Origin of the sequence: Pseudomonas sp. SJZ077 (assembly GCF_007993905.1) — a bacterium.
In the GTDB taxonomy this organism is placed as follows: domain Bacteria; phylum Pseudomonadota; class Gammaproteobacteria; order Pseudomonadales; family Pseudomonadaceae; genus Aquipseudomonas; species Aquipseudomonas mandelii.
The window spans coordinates 86707-104445 of record NZ_VIUJ01000014.1; the positions used below are offsets into that span (position 1 = coordinate 86707).

A 17739-nucleotide genomic window follows, 5' to 3' on the forward strand; every position below is an offset into this window, starting at 1 on the left:
CCGGGTGTATACTCGACTTTCGCGCGAAAGCGCCTGCAGGTCTTGCGAACATGACGCAAATTTCCGAACGCCTTCTGGTTCAAGCCCACCTCGACGCCAAGCAGCCCAAGCCGCTGACCGTTGAAGAGGAAGCTTTTTACCGTGCCGCCATCGCTGCCGAGCTCAAGGCTCAGGACGCGGTGCTGGTTGCTCACTTCTATTGCGATCCGGTGATTCAGGCCCTGGCCGAAGAAACCGGTGGTTGCGTCTCCGACTCACTGGAGATGGCGCGCTTCGGCAGTGCTCACCCGGCCAAGACTGTGCTGGTCGCCGGTGTGAAGTTCATGGGCGAAACCGCGAAAATCCTCAATCCTGAAAAACGCATTCTCATGCCAACCCTGGAAGCGACCTGCTCGCTGGACCTGGGTTGCCCGGTGGATGAGTTTTCGGCGTTCTGCGATCAGCATCCGGAACGCACGGTGGTGGTGTATGCCAACACCTCGGCGGCGGTCAAAGCCCGGGCGGATTGGGTGGTAACGTCCAGCTGCGCGCTGGAGATCGTCGAAAGCCTGATGGATAACGGCGAAACCATCATCTGGGGCCCGGACAAGCATCTGGGCACTTATATCCAGCGCCAGACCGGTGCGGACATGCTGCTGTGGGACGGTGCCTGCATCGTTCACGAAGAGTTCAAGTCCAAGCAGCTCGAAGACATGAAGGCGCTGTACCCTGACGCGGCGATTCTGGTGCATCCGGAGTCGCCGACCTCGGTGATCGAGCTGGCGGACGCCGTCGGTTCCACCAGTCAGTTGATTGCCGCCGCACAGAGCCTGCCGAACAAGACCCTGATCGTCGCCACCGATCGCGGCATCTTCTACAAGATGCAGCAGCTGTGCCCGGACAAGGTCTTCATCGAAGCCCCAACGGCTGGTAACGGCGCAGCGTGCCGCAGTTGCGCACATTGCCCGTGGATGGCGATGAACACCCTTGAGCGCACGCTGAAGTGCTTGAAGGAGGGGACGAACGAGATCTTTGTGGATCCGGCGTTGATTCCGCAGGCGATTCGGCCGTTGAAGCGGATGCTCGACTTCACCCAGGCTGCTCGGATGAAACTGGCCGGTAACGCTTAAGTACGCGCAAAAACTGTGGGATAAAAACTGTGGGAGCGAGCCTGCTCGCGATGGCGGTCCGTCAGTCACATGTATGTTGACTGAAGCACCGCCATCGCGAGCAGGCTCGCTCCCACAGTGGTTTTTGCTTCCCGCAGCTACTTGTTCTTCTTCGGAATGCGCACGAGCTGCGTGTTCGAGTACATGTCATGCCAGCTGCGTTTCTGTTTATCGAACAGCGACCAGAAGAACCCAAGGCCAACGCACAACAGCGACGCGATCGACACGACAAACCGCAGCAGCGCCTGCCACAGGCTGATGGACGAACCATCCGCGTTCTGCACGCGAATGCACCACACCTGCATACCCAGCGTCTGACCGGACCAGGTCCAGAACTTGGCAAAAAACCCAAACAACACAAACAGCAGCACCGTCGATAGCAGCGGATCACCGTCCAGCGCGCCGGATTCGGTCAATGTGCGCATTTTGTCTTCGCCGATGATCGCCATCTGGATCATCTTGTAAATGCCGCTGGTGACGATCAGCAGGGCGGTGCACAAGAGGAAGTCATAGAACATCGCTGCCAGGCGACGGCCCAGGGTGGCGGCGGGAAAGTCGCCCTGGGGGTTGAGCAGGTGTTTCGACATGGCAGCCTCTGGACGGAAAAAAAGCTATTTTACGGATTTACGCGCACAAAAAAGCCCCTGATGTCAGCATCAGGGGCTTTTTCGTTACAGAAGATTAGGCTTCTGCTTGTACTTCGTCAGCCTGCATGCCTTTCTGGCCTTGCACAGCAACGAAAGTCACTTTCTGGCCTTCTTTCAGGCTTTTGAAGCCGTTGCCCTGAATAGCGCGGAAATGCACGAACAGATCCGGACCGCTTTCTGGAGTGATAAAACCAAAACCTTTCTCGTCGTTAAACCACTTGACGGTACCGCTCTGACGTTGGGACATTTCTTATTTCCTTTGACGCAAAAATTAATGACAGTCTCCTTCTCATGAAAGAGTACTGGGGCTGGTTGCAGGAGAGTAAGAAGACGTCGAACGGGATGTAGCTAACTTGTAGGCTACTGCCCAGGTCACGATTCCAAGCGACCCATGCAAACACAGTGAACAAACTCTACGCCAACTACGTGAGAAAAAACAAGCCCTGTGAGAGGCCCGGTTTTGCTCAGGTTGATGGCAGTAGCGTGTCCACTAGTGCGGGCTTATTCGATCGGGTTGTTCAATTGTTTTCGAACGTTATAAGCAACGTTCATAAACGAAGCTTAGAGCCAAAGACATGCACTGTTTTATGGCGGTTGCGTTACACATTAGTGCACTGTTAACGCAACCGCGTTACTTATAGAAACAGTCAATCAGCCGCGATAGTAGCGTTGTGGAACAAATGGCATTTTGCTTACAAGCAAAGGCACCTTTTTCCCACGAACAATCGCCCATACGGGTGTATCAATAGCGATATAAGCGCTGTCGAGGTAGCCCATGGCTAAAGGTCCGCCCAGAGTCGGGCCAAAACCACCGCTGCACACAGCGCCGATGATGTCGCCTGCTTCGTTGACGATTTCCGCGCCTTCACGCACTGGTGTACGTTCCTGAGGCAACAGGCCCACACGCTTGCGGTTGACGCCGGCTTGTTGTTGCGCGAACACAGTCTCTGCGCCAGGGAAGCCGCCGGCCCGTGCGCCATCGGCGCGACGTGGCTTGGAGATGGCCCACAGCAGGCTGGCCTCGATCGGAGTGGTCTCGGTGTTCATGTCGTGGCCGTAGAGGCACAGGCCGGCTTCCAGGCGCAGGGAGTCGCGAGCGCCGAGGCCGATGGCCGCCACTTCAGGCTCAGCCAGCAGCGCGCGCGCCAAGGCTTCAGCGTTGGCGGCCGGTACGGAGATTTCGAAGCCGTCTTCACCGGTGTAGCCCGAACGGCTGACAAAGCATTCGACACCCAGCAGTTTCACTCGGGTGAACTGCATGAAAGTCATCTTCGCGACTTCAGGCGCCAGACGAGCGAGCACGGTCACGGCAGCCGGGCCTTGCAGGGCCAGCAGCGCGCGTTCTTCGAACAGCGGTTCGATTGTGCACTGGTCGCCAATGTGCTTTTGCAGATGCGCAAGGTCCTGATCCTTGCAGGCGGCGTTGACCACCAGGAACAGTTCGTCGTTACCCAGGTTGGCGACCATCAGGTCGTCGAGGATTCCGCCGGTTTCATTGGTGAACATCGCGTAGCGCTGCATGCCCACCGGCAGGTCGATGATGTCCACCGGCACCAGGGTTTCCAGGGCCTTGGCGGCATTGGCGCCGGTCAGGCGGATCTGGCCCATGTGCGAGACATCGAACAGCCCGGCCTGATCACGGGTGTGCTGGTGTTCTTTCATCACGCCCAACGGGTATTGCACCGGCATGTCGTAGCCGGCGAACGGCACCATGCGCGCGCCGAGTTCGATGTGCAGTGCGTGCAGCGGGGTTTTCAGCAATTGTTCGGTGGACATATTCAGCTCCTGAAAAAGTGTGCGGATGCGCGTGGGCATCAGCACTCGATAATGTTGACCGCCAAACCGCCACGGGCGGTTTCCTTGTATTTGCTTTTCATGTCGGCGCCGGTCTGGCGCATGGTGCGGATGACCTTGTCGAGGGAGACGAAGTGCTGGCCGTCGCCGCGCAGGGCCATGCGCACGGCATTGATGGCTTTCACCGAACCCATGGCGTTGCGCTCGATGCAAGGCACTTGCACCAGCCCGCCAATCGGGTCGCAGGTCAGGCCCAAGTTGTGTTCCATGCCGATTTCCGCCGCGTTTTCCACTTGCTGCACCGTGCCGCCAAGCACTTCGCACAGCGCGCCGGCCGCCATGGAACAGGCGACGCCGACTTCACCCTGACAACCGACTTCGGCGCCAGAGATCGAGGCGTTTTCTTTATAGAGAATGCCGATGGCGGCGGCGGTCAGCAGAAAGCGCACGACGCCGTCTTCGTTGGCGCCGGGAATGAAGCGCATGTAGTAATGCAGCACCGCCGGGACGATGCCCGCTGCTCCGTTGGTGGGCGCGGTGACGACGCGCCCGCCGTTGGCGTTTTCTTCGTTGACCGCTAAAGCGTAGAGGTTGACCCAGTCCAGCACCGACAGCGGATCACGTAGCGCCGATTCCGGGTTCTTGCACAGTTGCCGATGCAGCGCAGCGGCCCGACGTTTGACCTTCAAGCCACCGGGCAGAATTCCTTCATTGCGGCAACCGGCAGCGACGCAATCCTGCATCACTTGCCAGATGTTCAGGAGGCCGGCGCGGGTTTCCGCTTCCGGGCGCCAGGCACTTTCGTTGGTCAGCATCAACTGGCTGATGGACAAGCCGTACGTGGCGCAATGACTGAGCAGGTCCTTGGCGCTTTTGAACGGGAAGGTCAGCGGCGTGGCGTCTTCGACAATGCGGTCGGCGCCGGCGGCGTCTTCATCGACCACGAATCCGCCGCCGACCGAGTAGTACTCGCGGCTGCGGATCTGTAGGCCCGCCGCGTCGAACGCACGAAAGATCATGCCGTTGGGGTGATAGGGCAACGGTTTGCGGATCATCGCCAGGTGTTCTTTCTCGTTGAACGCAATGCTGTGTTCGCCGAGCAGGTTCAAGCGACCATTGCCGCGAATATCTTGCAGACGGGCGGCGACGGTTTCGGTGTTCACGGTGTCCGGGTGTTCGCCTTCCAGGCCGAGCAACACGGCCTTGTCGCTGCCGTGGCCTTTACCGGTGGCGCCGAGCGAGCCGTAGAGCTCGACTTTGACGCAGGCGGTTGCAGTCAGCAGCCCTTCACGGCGCAAGCCTTCGGCAAAACGCGCAGCAGCGCGCATCGGACCGACGGTGTGGGAGCTGGAAGGGCCGATGCCAATCTTGAACAGGTCGAACACGCTTAACGACATGGTTGTTCTCCGGTTTCTTGTTATGAGGAGCACCACACGACCTGTAGGAGCGAGGCTTGCCCGCGAAGCTTTTAGCGGCCGTGATGGCCTCTTCGCGGGCAAGCCTCGCTCCTACAGAACCGGTGTGTCCTTGTGAGGGCGGTGAACCGCCCCCTATGGATCAAGCGTAGCTTTCGATCGACGGGCAAGCGCAAACCAGGTTGCGATCGCCAAACACGTTGTCGACGCGACCGACCGGTGGCCAGTACTTGCCTTCGATCAGCGACGCAACCGGGTATACCGCTTGCTCACGGCTGTACGGATGCGTCCACTCGCCAACGATTTCCGCGGCGGTGTGTGGGGCGTTTTTCAGCGGGTTGTCGTCCTTGTCCAGCGTACCGTTTTCCACCGCGCGGATTTCTTCGCGGATGCGGATCATGGCGTCGCAGAAGCGGTCCAGTTCTTCCTTGGATTCGCTTTCGGTCGGCTCGATCATCAGCGTGCCGGCGACCGGGAAGGACATGGTCGGGGCATGGAAACCGAAGTCGATCAGGCGCTTGGCGACGTCATCGACGCTGATGCCGCTGCTGTCTTTCAGCGGACGCAAATCGAGGATGCATTCGTGCGCCACCAGACCGTTGCTGCCGGTGTACAGCACTGGGTAGTGCTCTTCGAGGCGACGGGAAATGTAGTTGGCATTGAGGATCGCCAGCTGCGAAGCGCGCTTGAGGCCGGCGCCGCCCATCATCCGAATGTACATCCAGGTGATTGGCAGAATGCTCGCGCTGCCGAACGGTGCTGCGCAGACCGCGCCTTCTTTACGCTCCATGGTGCCGTGACCCGGCAGGAACGGGGTCAGGTGCGATTTCACGCCAATCGGGCCAACGCCCGGGCCGCCACCACCGTGGGGAATGCAGAAGGTTTTGTGCAGGTTCAGGTGGCTCACGTCGCCGCCGAACTTGCCCGGGGCGCAGAGGCCGACCATCGCGTTCATGTTGGCGCCGTCGATGTACACCTGGCCGCCGTGGTCATGAATGATGCCGCAGATTTCACGGATGCCTTCTTCGAACACGCCGTGGGTCGACGGGTAAGTGATCATCAATGCTGCGAGGTGTTCGCGGTGCTCGATGGCCTTGGCGCGCAGGTCTTCGATGTCGACGTTGCCGCGGGCATCACACGCGGTGACGACTACGCGCATGCCGGCCATGTTGGCGGTGGCCGGGTTGGTGCCGTGGGCAGAGGACGGGATCAGGCAGATGTCGCGACGGTCTTCGCCACGGCTCTGGTGATAGGCGCGAATTGCCAGCAGGCCGGCGTATTCACCTTGGGAACCGGCGTTCGGTTGCAGCGAGATCGCGTCGTAGCCGGTGGCGGCGCAGAGCATCGCTTCCAGTTCGTCGGTCAATTGTTGGTAACCGGCGCTTTGCTCGGCCGGGGCGAACGGGTGCAGGGCACCGAACTCGGCCCAGGTGACCGGGATCATTTCGCTGGCGGCGTTGAGTTTCATGGTGCACGAACCCAGCGGGATCATGGTGCGATCCAGGGCCAGGTCCTTGTCGGCCAGCTTGCGCAGGTAGCGCATCAGCTCGGTTTCCGAGTGATAACGGTTGAACACCGGGTGGCTGAGGATCGGAGATTGGCGAACCAGCGCGGCCGGGAGGGTGCTGACCACGGAAGCGGCGAGGGCGGCGAAGTCTGGCAGCGCCTTACCGTCGGCGAACAGGCCCCACAGGGTTTCCACGTCGGCTTGCGAAGTGGTTTCGTCGAGGGACAGGCCCAGACGCTCGGCATCCACGACGCGCAGGTTGATCTGCTGGGCGCGAGCCTTGTCGTGCAACGCGCCAGTGTTGGCGCCGGTTTTAATGGTCAACGTGTCGAAGAAGCTTTCTTGTTCGACCGTCAGCCCCAGTGCGCTCAAGCCCTTGGCCAGAATCGCGGTCAGGTGATGAATGCGGTTGGCGATCTGCGTCAGGCCTTTCGGGCCGTGGTACACGGCGTACATGCTGGCGATGTTGGCCAACAAAACCTGCGCGGTGCAGATGTTCGACGTGGCCTTCTCGCGGCGGATGTGCTGCTCGCGGGTTTGCATCGCCAGGCGCAGGGCCGGTTTGCCGAAACGGTCCACGGAGACACCGACCAGACGGCCCGGCATGTCGCGCTTGAACGCATCTTTCGTCGAGAAGTAAGCCGCGTGCGGGCCACCGAAGCCCAGCGGCACGCCGAAGCGTTGCGCGCTGCCGATGGCCACGTCGGCGCCGAATTCACCCGGAGGGGTCAGCACGGTCAGGGCCAACAGGTCGGCGGCGACGGCGACCAGCGCGTTGGCGGCGTGGAAGCGTTCGGTCAGTTCGCGGTAATCGAAGACGTCACCGTTGCTCGCCGGGTATTGCAGCAAGGCGCCGAAGAACGGTGTCACGTCAGTCAGTGCCTGCTCGTCACCAACGACCACGTCGATGCCCAGCGGCTCGGCACGGGTGCGCAGCACGTCGAGGGTTTGCGGGTGGCAATGCACGGACGCGAAGAAGGCGTGGCTGCCCTTGTTCTTGCTCAGGCGTTTGCAAAAGGTCATCGCTTCGGCGGCGGCGGTGGCTTCGTCGAGCAAGGATGCGTTGGCAATCGGAAGGCCGGTCAGGTCGCTGATCAGGGTCTGGAAGTTCAGCAGCGCTTCGAGACGACCCTGGGAGATTTCTGGCTGGTACGGGGTGTACGCGGTGTACCAGGCCGGGTTTTCCAGCAGGTTGCGCAGGATCGGCGACGGCGTGTGGGTGCCGTAGTAACCCTGGCCGATGAAGGTCTTGAACAGCTGGTTTTTGCCGGCGATGGACTTGATCAAGGCCAGGGCATCGGCTTCGCTCAGGCCGTCTTCGAGACCGAGGACGCTGGTGCCTTTGATGCTTTCCGGGATGACGCTGGCGCTCAGGGCTTCCAGGGAGTCAAAACCGAGGCTGTTGAGCATGGCTTGCTCGTCGCCGGAACGCGGGCCGATGTGGCGGGCGATGAATTCGTTGGCGGTCGTCAGGTTGACTTGAGTCATGTCAGCGCTCCTCAGGCTTCGGCGTTGGCTTTGATCAGACGGTCGTAAGCGTCCTGATCCAGCAGTTTGGCGACAGCGGAAGCGTCGGTTGGCTGAAAGCGGAAGAACCAGCCTTCGCCCAGCGGATCTTCGTTGACCAGTTCAGGGCTGGTGTCGAGTGCCTGGTTCACTTCCAGCACTTCGCCGTCAAGTGGCATGTACACGCCGCTGGCGGCTTTTACCGATTCCACGGTGGCGGCTTCGGCGCCTTTGTCGTAGGACTGCAGCTCAGGCAGTTGTACGAAAACCACGTCGCCCAAGGCGTTCTGTGCGAAGGCGGTGATGCCGACAGTGACGCTGCCGTCAGCTTCGGTGCGCAGCCATTCGTGATCTTCAGTAAAACGCAACTCGCTCATGGAAACTCCTAAGGGGGCCAGACTTGTCTGGTGGACGCGATGGAATGCTTGGGCTAAAGCCCTGCTTTATGGCGGGTTACTAAGCAATTTCGCGGCCAATGTTTTTTTATCGTTATAAATCAATAGTTTGGTTGATATTGCGATGCGCAACAGATTGATGGCTGTAGCGAAATCGCTACAGCAAGAGGCGAAGAAAAAAGCCTAGGTGGATCAAAGCCTTGCACAGCGGTGATCGGGGGAGGGTGTAGCGATATCGTTCCGCTGTAGCGCTTTCAGTACAGATGGAGGTCGTTTTTAAACAGGTCTTCAGGCCAGACACAAACCCTGTAGGAGTGAGCCTGCTCGCGATAGCGGTGTGTCAGTCAACAGATGCAGCGACTGACACTCCGCAATCGCGAGCAGGCTCACTCCTACAGTTGTTTTGTGTCGTTTGGGAGATTGTATATCCGGCCTCACGGCTTATTGGGAATGCCGTACTTGCGCAGTCGATGGGCGATCGCCGTGTGGGAAGTTTGCAGGCGGCTGGCCAGTTGCCGGGTAGAGGGGTAGCTGACGTAGAGTTTTTCCAGCAGCGTCTTTTCGAACTCTTCCATCGCCTGCTCCAGGCTATCGACATCGCTGTCACTCTGGCGCGCCACCGAGGTGCCGGCGATGTCGAGGTCCCCGATGTCCACCAGGCTGCTTTCGCAAATCGCCGCCGCACGGAAGATCACGTTCTGCAATTGCCGCACGTTGCCCGGCCAGCGGTTACCCAGCAGTGCAGGATAAGTGCCCGGCGCCAGACGACAGACCGGGCGCTGGATCTGTGCGCAGGCCTGCTGCATGAAATAGCGCGCCAGCAGCAGGATGTCCTGACCGCGTTCGCGCAGGGGCGGGACTTCGACATTCAGGACGTTGAGGCGATAGAACAAGTCTTCGCGGAACGAACCTTCGCTGACCATTTTTTCCAGGTTGCGGTGAGTTGCGCTGAGGATTCGCACATTGACCTTTACCTCGCGATCACCCCCGACTCGCCGGAAGCTGCCGTCGTTGAGGAACCTCAGCAACTTCGCCTGCAGGTACGGCGACATTTCACCGATTTCATCGAGAAACACCGTGCCCTGGTTGGCCAGTTCCATCAGCCCCGGTTTGCCGCCCCGTTGCGCACCGGTAAAGGCGCCAGGAGCGTAGCCGAACAGTTCGCTTTCGGCGAGGTTCTCCGGCAATGCGGCGCAGTTCAGCGCCAGGAACGGCGAACCGTGCCGGGCGCTGATGGCGTGGCAGGCCCGCGCCACCAGTTCTTTGCCGGTTCCGGTTTCGCCCTGGATCAGCAACGGCGCATCCAGTGCTGCCACGCGCTGGGCGCGTGCCTTGAGGGTACGGATCGCCGGGGACTCGCCGAGCAACGCGTCGAAACCTTCGGCATGGTCGTGGTGCAGCGCCGAGAGGCGTTCGCCAATGCGGTTCGGTTGATACAAGGTCAGCAGGGCGCCGGCGTCGGTGATCGGGGTGGCGTCCAGCAGCAGGGTCTGGCCGTTGACGGTGATCTCGCGCAGCGGCAGGCGGAAGCCGTTTTCGAGCAATACGCCAAGCAGCGCCGGGTCGGCAAACAGATCGGCGACGCTTTCACCGGCCGGTTCGCGACCATACAACGCGATCAGCGCCGGGTTGGCCAGCAGCACTTTGCCGTCACTGTCCAGGGCCAGCACCGGGTCGGTCATGGCGGCGAGCAGCGCATCGAGCTGCAAGTGCCGCCGTTGCCCCGGAAGGATGTCGACCACCGTCATCGCTTGCACGCCGCGCACGCTGAGCAACGCATCGCGCAGCTCTTCGAGCACTTCCGGGCTCAGGGTCGGAGCGTCGATGTACACGTTGGGCGGGACCATTTCCACCGCATCCAGATTGAGATTACGCCCACCGAGCAGGGCCAGGACTTCCTGGGTAATGCCGACGCGGTCGATGAAGCTGACGTGGATACGCATGGGGCGGTTTTCAATCTGGCGAGCGGAGGGGGGCAAGTATGCCTTGGGGCGGGTCTCAGGTGAAATGCACGTGTTCAACCTGCAGGAGCGAGGCTTGCCCGCGAAGAGGCCATCAAGACCGCTAAAAGCTTCGCGGGCAAGCCTCGCTCCTACAGGTCGTGGGGCCGCAGTCTTTCAGTCGGCATCCATAGCGAATGAAAGTCCGTCATCGCGAGCAGGCCCGCTCCCACAAGGGGACGCAGGCTACTCAAATTTCTCGAGGTCTACCGGGTCGCCGGATTTCATATCCAGCTTCTTCCGAATGTCTTCAAATACCTGGTCGTAATTTTTGTGAACCGAGCCGATCTGGCTGTGTGTCCTTGGAATACCGTACTTCTCGGCGATATTCGTTATGTTGTTGGCGAAGTTGTAGGCCTCAACCTTGGGTAGAAAGAAGGTTTCGCTCATATCCTTTCCCTGAATGCTGCCATGCATGGTGAACTGGATGCCTTTTTCCCCTTTGTCGTTATTGCTGACCTCATAGTCGAAGTGCAGGTTGTAGCTGACATCATCCGAGGTCAGCGCGTGGCGCTCGATGTGCAAGTGACCGGGGGCGAACGTTGCCATTGACGTTTCTCCTTATAAATAAGTAATGCCAGGTGTCGCCGTGCTGATGCGCGTGCCGGCCGTGCCCTGGACGATCGCTTCGATGTCCGAGAGTGAACCGATCACCGCGGTTTTTCCAGTATGGCGGGCAAACTCGCAGGCGGCCTGCACCTTCGGTCCCATGGAGCCGGCGGCGAAGCCGAGTTTTTCCATTTCGTCAGGGTGGGCTCGGGCGATGGCTTTCTGGGTCGGTTTGCCGAAGTCGATGCAGGCGGCGTTGACGTCGGTGGCGATCACCAGCAGATCGCTTTCCAGCTGTTCGGCCAGCAGCGCCGAGCACAGATCTTTGTCGATCACTGCTTCCACGCCTTGCAGTTTGCCGCTGGCGCCGTACATCGTCGGGATGCCGCCACCGCCCGCGCAGATCACGATGCTGCCTTTTTCCAGCAACCATTTGATCGGGCGGATTTCGAAGATGCGTTTCGGTCTCGGGCTGGCCACCACGCGACGGTATTTGTCGCCGTCCGGGGCAATCGCCCAGCCTTTTTCGGCGGCAAGTTTTTCCGCTTCGGCCTTGGCGTAGACCGGGCCGATGGGTTTGGTGGGGTTCTGGAACGCCGGGTCGTTGGCGTCGACTTCGACCTGGGTCAGCAAGGTGGCGAAGGGCACTTCGAAGTCCAGCAGGTTGCCCAGTTCCTGTTCGATGATGTAGCCGATCATGCCTTCGGTTTCGGCGCCGAGTACGTCCAGCGGATAAGGCGAAACCGAGGTGTAAGCGGCGGCCTGCAACGACAGCAACCCGACTTGCGGGCCATTGCCGTGAGCGATCACCAGTTCGTTGCCAGCATAAATCTTGGCGATCTGTTCAGTGGCGATCCGGATGTTGGCGCGTTGATTGTCCGCGGTCATGGGTTCACCACGGCGGAGCAGGGCGTTACCGCCCAGAGCAACGACGATACGCATAATGCAGTCCTTCTAAATGAGGTGACTCGGTCTCCCTGGTGAAACCCGATCAGTGTGGGAGTGAGCGTGCTCGCGATGACCATTTAACACTCAACAGAGACGTTGACTGTTACTCCGCTATCGCGAGCAGGCTCGCTCCCACAGTGGCTTTGTTCCAGCCGGGAGAGCCGGGTGGGCCGTTAGATATCCGCCAACGCCGACACCAGGATCGCCTTGATGGTGTGCATGCGGTTTTCCGCTTGCTCGAAGGCGATGTTGGCCGGCGATTCGAAGACTTCTTCAGTCACCTCCACGCCGTTGGCCAGGTGCGGATAGCGTGCGGCGATGTCCTTGCCGACCTTGGTTTCGCTGTTGTGGAAAGCCGGCAGGCAGTGCATGAATTTCACCCGCGGGTTGCCGGAGGCTTTCATCATCGCGGCGTTGACCTGGTACGGCAGCAGTTGCTCGATGCGCTCGTCCCACGCTTCTACCGGCTCACCCATCGACACCCAGATGTCGGTGTGGATGAAGTCCACGCCCTTGACCGCTTCTTTCGGGTCTTCGGTGATGGTGATGCGTGCGCCGCTTTCCTCAGCGAAGGCTTTGCACTGGGCGATGAAATCAGCGTGCGGCCACAAGGCTTTGGGCGCGGCGATGCGCACGTCCATGCCGAGTTTGGCGCCGATCATCAGCAGCGAGTTGCCCATGTTGTAACGGGCGTCGCCAAGGTAGGCGTAGCTGATGTCGTGCAGCGGCTTGTCGCTGTGCTCACGCATGGTCAGGGTGTCGGCGATCATTTGTGTCGGGTGGAATTCAGCGGTCAGGCCGTTGAACACCGGTACGCCGGCGAACTTGGCCAGCTCTTCGACGATTTCCTGTTCGAAGCCCCGGTACTCGATGGCGTCGAACATCCGCCCCAGCACGCGGGCGGTGTCTTTCATGCTTTCCTTGTGGCCGATCTGCGACGACACCGGGTCGATGTAGGTGACGTGGGCGCCCTGGTCATGGGCCGCGACTTCGAAGGCGCAACGGGTGCGGGTCGAGGTTTTTTCGAAGATCAGCGCGATGTTCTTGCCTTGCAGGTGCGGACGCTCGGTGCCGGTATATTTGGCGCGCTTGAGGTCGCGGGACAGGTCTAGCAGGTAGTTGAGCTCGCGAGTGGTGTGGTGCATCAGCGAGAGCAGGCTGCGGTTGCGCATATTGAAAGCCATTTTGGATCTCCTTGGGTTTCGGTTATCCGCCTGCTTCGCGCTTTATGAGCGCGAAGCAGGGCATAAAAATTAATAGTCGATAGGGTCGCGAATGATCGGGCAGGTCATGCAGTGGCCGCCGCCACGGCCGCGCCCCAGTTCGCCAGCGCTGATGGTGATGACTTCTACACCGGCCTTGCGCAGCAGGGTGTTGGTGTAGGTGTTGCGGTCATAACCGATCACCACGCCGGGCTCCACGGCCACCACGTTGTTGCCGTCGTCCCATTGCTCGCGTTCGGCAGCGAAGCTGTTGCCGCCGGTTTCCACCACGCGCAGCGCCTTGAGGTTGAGGGCCTTGGCGACGGTGTCGAGGAAGTTGGTTTCTTCGCGGCGGATGTCGATGCCGCCCGGCTTGCTGTCGTCAGGGCGCAGGGTGAAGGCGACGATCTGGTTTACCACTTCCGGGAAAATCGTCACCAGGTCGCGGTCGCAGAAGCTGAACACAGTGTCCAGGTGCATCGCTGCGCGGGACTTCGGCAGGCCGGCGACGATGACTTTCTCCACTGCGTTGTGCTTGAACAGGTTCACCGCCAGTTGGCCGATGGCCTGTCGTGACGAACGTTCGCCCATGCCGATCAACACCACACCGTTGCCGATGGGCATCACGTCGCCGCCTTCCAGGGTGGCGCTGCCGTGATCCTGGTCCGGGTCGCCGTACCAGATTTCAAAATCGGCGTTGGTGAACTGTGGGTGGAATTTGTAAATGGCGGTGGTCAGCAGGGTTTCCTGACGTCGCGCCGGCCAGTACATCGGGTTCAGCGTCACGCCACCGTAGATCCAGCACGTGGTGTCGCGGGTGAACTGGGTGTTGGGCAGCGGCGGCAGAATGAAGCTGGAGTGGCCGAGGAAGTCGCGGAACATCTGGATGGTCTTGCCGCCGAAGCTGTCCGGCAGGTCATCGGCGGAGACACCGCCAATCAGGAACTCGGCGATATGCCGCGGTTCCAGGCTACGCAGCCACGAACCCACTTCGTTGATCAGGCCGAGGCCGACCGAGTTGGCGGTGACCTTGCGTTCCAGAATCCAGTCGAGGGCTTCGGGGATGGCGACGATGTCGGTCAGCAGGTTGTGCATTTCCAGCACTTCGACGTTGCGTTCGCGCATCTTGGTGACGAAGTCGAAATGGTCACGCTTGGCCTGGGCCACCCACAGCACATCATCGAAAAGCAGTTCGTCACAGTTGTTCGGAGTCAGCCGCTGGTGGGCCAGGCCTGGGGAGCAAACCATGACTTTGCGCAGTTTGCCGGCTTCGGAATGGACGCCGTACTTAACTTTTTCGGTGGTCATTACAGTGATCCTCCAGATGACAAATGAGTCGAGTGTTACAGGGTCAGGAAGCCTTCATACAGGCCGTAGGCCGCCACCAGGGCGCCAGCGACAACAGCGGCGAAAATCAGCTTCTCGATGTTGGTGAAAACCGGTTTGTTGAGCTCCATCTTGGCCTTGGCGAACAGGATCGCGCCGGGGGCATAGAGCAGGGCGGAGAGCAGCAGGTATTTGACGCCGCCGGCATAGATCAGCCAGACCGCGTAAATCAACGCGACGGCACCGATGAACAGGTCTTTGCGACGTTCAGCCGCAGCGTTTTCATAGCTCTCGCCACGCACCGCCAGCAGCAGGGCATAAGCCGCGGACCACAGATACGGCACCAGAATCATCGAGGTGGCCAGGTAGATCAGCGACAGGTAAGTACTGGCCGAAAACAGGGTGATGACCAGGAACAGCTGCACCATCGCGTTGGTCAGCCACAATGCGTTGACCGGCACCTGTTTGGCGTTTTCCTTGCGCAGGAACGCCGGCATGGTGTGGTCCTTGGCGGCGGCGAACATGATCTCCGCACACAACAGCACCCACGACAGCAGCGCCCCGAGCAGCGAGATGATCAGGCCGACGCTGATCAGCACGGCGCCCCATGGACCGACGACGTGTTCCAGCACCGCGGCCATCGACGGGTTCTGCAGTTTGGCCAGTTCCGGTTGGGTCATGATGCCCAGCGACAGCACGTTCACCAGCACCAGAAACAGCAACACGGTGATAAAACCGATCACGGTGGCCTTGCCGACGTCGCTGCGTTTTTCTGCCCGGGCCGAGAAAATGCTCGCGCCTTCAATGCCGATGAACACCCACACGGTGACCAGCATCATGTTGCGCACCTGGTTCATCACACTGCCCAGGTCCGGGTTTTTCAGGCCCCAGATGTCGGCGGTGAAGATGTCCAGTTTGAAGGCGAAAATCGCGATCAGCACAAACAGCACCAGTGGCACGACCTTGGCGACGGTGGTCACCAGGTTGATGAACGCCGCTTCCTTGATCCCGCGCAACACGAGGAAATGCACGCCCCAGAGCAGCACCGACGCGCCGATCACCGCAGCGACGGTGTTGCCTTCGCCGAAGATCGGGAAGAAATAGCCGAGGGTGCTGAACAGCAACACGAAATAACCGACGTTGCCCAGCCACGCACTGATCCAGTAACCCCAGGCAGACGAGAAACCCATGTAGTCGCCGAAACCGGCCTTGGCGTAGGCGTAGACACCGCCGTCCAGGTCAGGCTTGCGGTTGGCGAGGGTCTGGAACACGAAGGCCAGGGTCAGCATGCCGACCGCGGTAATCGCCCAACCGATCAGCACGGCGCCGACATCGGCACTGGCGGCCATGTTTTGCGGTAAAGAGAAGATCCCGCCACCAATCATTGAGCCGACAACCAGCGCCACAAGTGCGCCGAGTTTCAGTTTACCGGGGGATTCAGACATTGCATGACCTCCAATGCAGGAGAAAAGAGACAGCAGATTAATGCTGTTAGCTATTCAGACATCTGACATAGATCAGTACATCGACACATTCCATTGTTAATGAAAGACTTATGAAACTTTTGCGGGCATAAGAATATCGCTGGAAAAGCCCTTTCCAGAGGCTTCGGCCAGTTCAGGCGTGAATGATGCATAGCACTTTGAATTTTGACCTTAGTCCGGTTTTGGCTTTCTGCCAATTTTGTCATCTGTTTTCGGTGTGGAATGGATTTATCAAAATTGACATACAAAACTGTTACACACCGATCCCATAGAATTATCGGCTATAAATAGAAGGCGTTATTTTCCGTTAGTTAATAAACGCTTAAACCCGTTATCCATTTAGTTAAAGTTATGCCTCAATGGCCATGCCGTAAAAAAGGGACGCAAGATGGTGCAAACGACGCAAAAGCTTCGCCTCAGTGCGCTGATCGCCCTGGTCGTCGGTTCTATGATCGGCGGCGGGATTTTTTCCTTGCCGCAAAACATGGCGGCGCGTGCCGATGCCGGGGCGATATTGATTGGTTGGGCGATCACTGCGGTCGGCATGCTGACCCTGGCCTTCGTGTTCCAGACCCTGGCCAATCGCAAACCCGAACTGGATTCCGGGGTGTACGCCTACGCCAAGGCCGGGTTCGGCGATTACATGGGGTTTTCGTCCGCCTGGGGTTACTGGATCAGTGCGTGGCTGGGCAACGTCGGTTATTTCGTGTTGCTGTTCAGTACCCTCGGTTATTTCTTTCCGGTGTTTGGCCAGGGCAACACGCCGATCGCCATCGGTTGCGCCTCGGTGCTGCTGTGGGCCGTGCATTTTCTGGTGCTGCGCGGGATCAAGGAGGCGACGTTCATCAACCAGCTGACCACCGTGGCCAAGATCGTGCCGCTGATCATGTTCATCGTCATCGCCGCCGTGGCCTTCAAGGCGGACGTCTTCACCCGCGATATCTGGGGAAGCAGCAACCCGAATTTCGGCGGTGTCATGGAGCAGGTGCGCAACATGATGCTGGTCACCGTGTTCGTGTTCATTGGCATTGAAGGCGCCAGTGTGTACTCGGCCAGGGCGGAGAAACGCTCGGACGTCGGCCGGGCAACGGTGATCGGTTTTCTCGGCGTGTTGGCGTTGTTGGTGCTGGTGAACGTGTTATCCCTGGGGATCATGAGCCAGCCGGAATTGGCCACCCTGCAAAACCCGTCACTGGCGGCGGTGCTGGAGCACATTGTCGGTCCTTGGGGGGCGCTGCTGATCAGTATTGGCCTGGCGATTTCGCTGTTGGGTGCATTGTTGTCCTGGGCGCTGCTTTGCGCCGAAATCCTTTTCGCCACGGCTAAAGACAAGACCATGCCGGCCTTTCTGACCAAGGAAAACGCCAACCATGTACCGGTCAATGCGCTGTGGCTGACCAACGTGATGATCCAGATTTTTCTGCTGATCACGCTGTTTTCGGCAGGCACTTACACCAGCCTGATCTACCTTGCGTCGTCGATGATCCTGGTGCCGTATCTGTGGTCGGCGGCGTATGCGGTGCTGTTGAGCGGACGCGGCGAAACCTACGAGCACGCGTCGGCCGAGCGGACCAAGGACCTGATGATCGGCGGCATCGCCCTGGGTTACGCGGTGTGGTTGTTGTATGCGGGCGGGGTCAAATATCTGCTGCTGTCGGCGTTGCTGTATGCGCCGGGGGTGATCTTGTTTGCCAAGGCCAAGCGAGAGCAAGGCGAGCCGCTGTTTACCCATATCGAGAAAGGGATTTTTACCTGCGTCATCAGCGGGGCGGGGCTGGCGGCGTATGGGTTGTACAGCGGGTTGCTGTCGTTGTGAGG

Annotated in this window: 14 protein-coding genes; 2 read left to right on the forward strand and 12 right to left on the reverse strand. The window is 59.7% G+C overall.

Going from position 1 to position 17739, the window contains the following annotated elements; translation table 11 throughout:
* Window positions 1-50 precede the first annotated feature (50 nt).
* A complete protein-coding gene (gene nadA, locus FBY01_RS20510; RefSeq protein ID WP_077748706.1) occupies window positions 51-1109 on the forward strand; it encodes a quinolinate synthase NadA in 1059 nt (352 codons plus the stop codon).
* 137 nt (window positions 1110-1246) lie between these two features.
* On the opposite strand, the gene FBY01_RS20515 is transcribed toward nadA, so the two are convergent.
* The 12 genes from FBY01_RS20515 to arcD (FBY01_RS20580) form a co-directional block, all read right to left on the reverse strand.
* On the reverse strand, window positions 1247-1735 hold the full coding sequence (locus FBY01_RS20515; protein ID WP_077748705.1) for an RDD family protein: 489 nt from the start codon (window positions 1733-1735) through the stop codon (window positions 1247-1249).
* Window positions 1736-1829: 94 nt separating this feature from the next.
* Window positions 1830-2042 carry a cold-shock protein gene (locus FBY01_RS20520; RefSeq protein ID WP_003175786.1) on the reverse strand — a complete coding sequence of 71 codons (213 nt, stop codon included), beginning with the start codon at window positions 2040-2042 and terminating at the stop codon, window positions 1830-1832.
* Between the two features lie 404 nt (window positions 2043-2446).
* Window positions 2447-3571 carry a glycine cleavage system aminomethyltransferase GcvT gene (gcvT, locus tag FBY01_RS20525; RefSeq protein ID WP_083375885.1) on the reverse strand — a complete coding sequence of 375 codons (1125 nt, stop codon included), beginning with the start codon at window positions 3569-3571 and terminating at the stop codon, window positions 2447-2449.
* A 38-nt stretch (window positions 3572-3609) separates the two neighbouring features.
* Window positions 3610-4986 carry an L-serine ammonia-lyase gene (locus tag FBY01_RS20530; protein ID WP_145309233.1) on the reverse strand — a complete coding sequence of 459 codons (1377 nt, stop codon included), beginning with the start codon at window positions 4984-4986 and terminating at the stop codon, window positions 3610-3612.
* Between the two features lie 160 nt (window positions 4987-5146).
* Window positions 5147-7999, reverse strand: coding sequence for an aminomethyl-transferring glycine dehydrogenase (gcvP, locus tag FBY01_RS20535; protein ID WP_145309235.1), 2853 nt, complete (start codon window positions 7997-7999; stop codon window positions 5147-5149).
* 11 nt (window positions 8000-8010) lie between these two features.
* A complete protein-coding gene (gene gcvH, locus FBY01_RS20540) occupies window positions 8011-8394 on the reverse strand; it encodes a glycine cleavage system protein GcvH (protein WP_145309237.1) in 384 nt (127 codons plus the stop codon).
* A 452-nt stretch (window positions 8395-8846) separates the two neighbouring features.
* Window positions 8847-10355 carry a sigma-54-dependent transcriptional regulator gene (locus FBY01_RS20550; protein ID WP_077748702.1) on the reverse strand — a complete coding sequence of 503 codons (1509 nt, stop codon included), beginning with the start codon at window positions 10353-10355 and terminating at the stop codon, window positions 8847-8849.
* A 243-nt stretch (window positions 10356-10598) separates the two neighbouring features.
* The gene (locus FBY01_RS20555; protein WP_145309239.1) at window positions 10599-10961 is read right to left on the reverse strand and encodes a DUF5064 family protein; all 363 of its coding nucleotides are present in this window, start codon (window positions 10959-10961) and stop codon (window positions 10599-10601) included.
* A gap of 12 nt (window positions 10962-10973) precedes the next feature.
* Window positions 10974-11903, reverse strand: coding sequence for a carbamate kinase (arcC, locus tag FBY01_RS20560; RefSeq protein WP_010457419.1), 930 nt, complete (start codon window positions 11901-11903; stop codon window positions 10974-10976).
* Window positions 11904-12082: 179 nt separating this feature from the next.
* Complete coding sequence (locus tag FBY01_RS20570) at window positions 12083-13093, reverse strand: ornithine carbamoyltransferase (RefSeq protein ID WP_010457417.1); 1011 nt, start codon at window positions 13091-13093, stop codon at window positions 12083-12085.
* A 69-nt stretch (window positions 13094-13162) separates the two neighbouring features.
* Window positions 13163-14419, reverse strand: a complete 1257-nt coding sequence (gene arcA, locus FBY01_RS20575) for an arginine deiminase (protein ID WP_083375889.1) — start codon at window positions 14417-14419, stop codon at window positions 13163-13165.
* Window positions 14420-14454: 35 nt separating this feature from the next.
* Window positions 14455-15882, reverse strand: a complete 1428-nt coding sequence (arcD, locus tag FBY01_RS20580) for an arginine-ornithine antiporter (RefSeq protein WP_145309241.1) — start codon at window positions 15880-15882, stop codon at window positions 14455-14457.
* Between the two features lie 427 nt (window positions 15883-16309).
* Between arcD (FBY01_RS20580) and arcD (FBY01_RS20585) the strand changes: the two genes are divergently transcribed.
* Window positions 16310-17737 carry an arginine-ornithine antiporter gene (arcD, locus tag FBY01_RS20585; RefSeq protein ID WP_077748698.1) on the forward strand — a complete coding sequence of 476 codons (1428 nt, stop codon included), beginning with the start codon at window positions 16310-16312 and terminating at the stop codon, window positions 17735-17737.
* The last annotated feature ends 2 nt before the right edge of the window (window positions 17738-17739 follow it).

Excerpts from the sequence above, each read along its gene's own strand:
- nadA (WP_077748706.1), top strand. The coding sequence starts at position 51 with ATGACGCAAATTTCCGAACGCCTTCTGGTTCAAGCCCACCTCGACGCC.
- FBY01_RS20515 (WP_077748705.1), bottom strand. The coding sequence starts at position 1,735 with ATGTCGAAACACCTGCTCAACCCCCAGGGCGACTTTCCCGCCGCCACC.
- FBY01_RS20520 (WP_003175786.1), bottom strand. The coding sequence starts at position 2,042 with ATGTCCCAACGTCAGAGCGGTACCGTCAAGTGGTTTAACGACGAGAAA.
- gcvT (WP_083375885.1), bottom strand. The coding sequence starts at position 3,571 with ATGTCCACCGAACAATTGCTGAAAACCCCGCTGCACGCACTGCACATC.
- FBY01_RS20530 (WP_145309233.1), bottom strand. The coding sequence starts at position 4,986 with ATGTCGTTAAGCGTGTTCGACCTGTTCAAGATTGGCATCGGCCCTTCC.
- gcvP (WP_145309235.1), bottom strand. The coding sequence starts at position 7,999 with ATGACTCAAGTCAACCTGACGACCGCCAACGAATTCATCGCCCGCCAC.
- gcvH (WP_145309237.1), bottom strand. The coding sequence starts at position 8,394 with ATGAGCGAGTTGCGTTTTACTGAAGATCACGAATGGCTGCGCACCGAA.
- FBY01_RS20550 (WP_077748702.1), bottom strand. The coding sequence starts at position 10,355 with ATGCGTATCCACGTCAGCTTCATCGACCGCGTCGGCATTACCCAGGAA.
- FBY01_RS20555 (WP_145309239.1), bottom strand. The coding sequence starts at position 10,961 with ATGGCAACGTTCGCCCCCGGTCACTTGCACATCGAGCGCCACGCGCTG.
- arcC (WP_010457419.1), bottom strand. The coding sequence starts at position 11,903 with ATGCGTATCGTCGTTGCTCTGGGCGGTAACGCCCTGCTCCGCCGTGGT.
- FBY01_RS20570 (WP_010457417.1), bottom strand. The coding sequence starts at position 13,093 with ATGGCTTTCAATATGCGCAACCGCAGCCTGCTCTCGCTGATGCACCAC.
- arcA (WP_083375889.1), bottom strand. The coding sequence starts at position 14,419 with ATGACCACCGAAAAAGTTAAGTACGGCGTCCATTCCGAAGCCGGCAAA.
- arcD (WP_145309241.1), bottom strand. The coding sequence starts at position 15,882 with ATGTCTGAATCCCCCGGTAAACTGAAACTCGGCGCACTTGTGGCGCTG.
- arcD (WP_077748698.1), top strand. The coding sequence starts at position 16,310 with ATGGTGCAAACGACGCAAAAGCTTCGCCTCAGTGCGCTGATCGCCCTG.